We start from the raw sequence: 1,233 nt of genomic DNA on the forward strand, positions 1-1,233 counted from the left end.
TCCCGAGATTGACGTACATCCCGTCCTCGAGCTCCTCCGCCGCCCGCGCGGCCATCTGATTGCGGTCCCAGGGCATCGGCGCTCCTACTCTGCGATGGCCGCGCCTGCGGGCACGTCGATGGTAACAAAGCTGCCCGCAGCACCCCGGCCCAGCTGCAAGGTGCCCTCGAGCCCTTCGATGAGCCCGTTCACGATACGCCCGCCCACGGTGGAGGGGCTGGGCCAGGACATTGCGGCGGGGATGCCCACGCCGTCATCTGAGACCGTCAGCCGCAGGCCGCCCGCGCTCAGCTGCGACATGCGCACTTCGACGAGCCCGGTGTCGATGCGTTCGAAGGCATGCAGGAAGGCGTTTGTCAGGATCTCCGAGACCACGAGGCCCACGCGAGAGGCCGTTTCGATCGGCACCTCGAGCGGGTCGATTTGCACGTTTAGCCGAATGCCGGAGCGGCCGTAGACATGGCCGATGGCGCAGCAGAGGCGCGAGATATAGCTGCCCATCTGGATGTGATCGCGATTGGACTGATGGTCCGACAGCTTCATCTCTTCGTAGAGCAGCTGGAGCGTCTCGATCCGGCGGCTGAGGGCGGCGTATTCCGCGGGTACAGAGGTGGAATTCGATTGCTGCCGGATCACGCCGATGATCATCGACATATCGGTTTCGACCCGATCCTGGATCTCCATCAACTGCGCATTGATCCGATCGGGCGCCGTCCCGCGTTCCTCCTGACGCAACTCTTTCTGAATGCCGACAAAGTATTGCACTTCGCCATCCTCATTGCAGATCGGCGCAATCACAAGGCGGTTGAGGAAGGGCTCGCCACTGGCGCGATAGTTCAGGATATCGGCGCTGACGGGTTCACGCGCCTCGACCCCGCGGCGGATGAGATCGACCGCGGCCTTGTCGGTCTCTTCGCCCTGCAAGAAGCGGCAGTTGCGCCCGATGGCCGCGCTGCGGGCATACCCGGTCTGCCGGGTGAAGGCGTGGTTCACATAGACGATCGGGTTGTCTTCGAGATGCGGGTTGGTAACGACCATCGAGACTTGCGTGCGGCCAAATCCGTCAAAGGAGGTGTCCTCGATGAGGTCCTTGTCTACCGTATCTGCCATGGCTGCCCCTCAAGCCGCCTGCGGGGCGCCGTCCGGGCGCGGCCGCACGGTGCGTTGTTCGATTCGTTTTTCGTGCGTGCCCTGCACGATGCGGTGCACGTAGATGCCGGGCAGGTGGATCGC

The 1,233-nt window shown here is 63.8% G+C and carries 1 protein-coding gene and 1 pseudogene; both read right to left on the minus strand.

What is annotated here, in order from left to right; all coding sequences use genetic code 11:
* Positions 1 to 76: pseudogene (locus MUB52_RS23880) on the minus strand (succinyl-CoA--3-ketoacid-CoA transferase); the annotation flags it as partial.
* 8 nt (positions 77 to 84) lie between these two features.
* Positions 85 to 1,110: a PAS domain-containing protein gene (locus tag MUB52_RS23885; RefSeq protein ID WP_263846662.1), complete on the minus strand. Its 1,026-nt coding sequence runs from the start codon at positions 1,108 to 1,110 to the stop codon at positions 85 to 87.
* Positions 1,111 to 1,233 lie beyond the last annotated feature (123 nt).

The sequence above is a fragment of the Roseobacter sinensis genome (genome assembly GCF_025755255.1).
In the GTDB taxonomy this organism is placed as follows: domain Bacteria; phylum Pseudomonadota; class Alphaproteobacteria; order Rhodobacterales; family Rhodobacteraceae; genus Roseobacter; species Roseobacter sinensis.